Below are 787 nucleotides of genomic sequence, written 5' to 3'. Positions count from 1 at the left end.
ATCATCTAAAGATAGATTGGTGATGGCTTGGAATATTGATTCAATTAGCAGTTTTGATCCAGCGCAATCGGTTGAGGTTGTAACAAGTGAATTGTTGACAAATATTTGTAGTGCCTTGGTGCAATATGATCGGAATGATCCTACAAAAGTGCGTCCTGCTATGGCTCAGTCGTGGAATGTTTTTGATGGCGGAACGAGAATTGTTTTTCATCTTCGTCATGATTTAAAGTTTAATGATGGAAGGAAGGCTACTGCGCAAGATCTCGCTTGGTCAATGCAGCGTATTGTTAAGTTAGGGTTGGGCTATGCCCAATCTTTGATAAACTATGGGTTTACTAAAGACAATGTCGAAACAAATATTCAAGCTCTTGACGATAAAACTTTACAACTAAAATTGGATAAGCCTTATCCTATCCAACTTGTCTTGACTGTGATTGGACAGTCTTATGCCTCTGCTTTGCTTGATCGCCAAACACTTGAAGCAAAGAGTGTTGATGGCGATATGGGCAATGAATATTTAGCAACGCATTCGGCTTGTGTTGGCCCTTATAAATTAGAGCGTTGGATTCCAGGGGAGAAAGTTGTCTTACAGGCTAGCCAATATTATTGGGGAGATGACGTACCCAAAACTAAACAGATTGTAGTGCAGCATGTCGCTGAATCAGCAAGCCAGAGATTGCTTTTGGAAAAAGGTGATGTGGATATAGCGCGTGATCTCTCTTCAGAGGATATCTTGGATATTGAAAAAAAAGGCGGGCCTGTCAAAATTAGTCGTGTTTTACGACCG

1 protein-coding gene is annotated in these 787 nt (G+C 40.8%); it reads left to right on the top strand.

The window, feature by feature from the left end:
- The coding region (locus ACFINZ_RS10490; protein WP_375701481.1) for an ABC transporter substrate-binding protein at positions 1 to 787 on the top strand (787 nt) is incomplete at both ends.

It is taken from the genome of Bartonella sp. AA81SXKL (assembly GCF_042196945.1).
GTDB lineage: Bacteria > Pseudomonadota > Alphaproteobacteria > Rhizobiales > Rhizobiaceae > Bartonella.
Note: the sequence above shows the minus strand (reverse complement) of the source record. Positions and strands in the feature narration are given on the sequence as shown.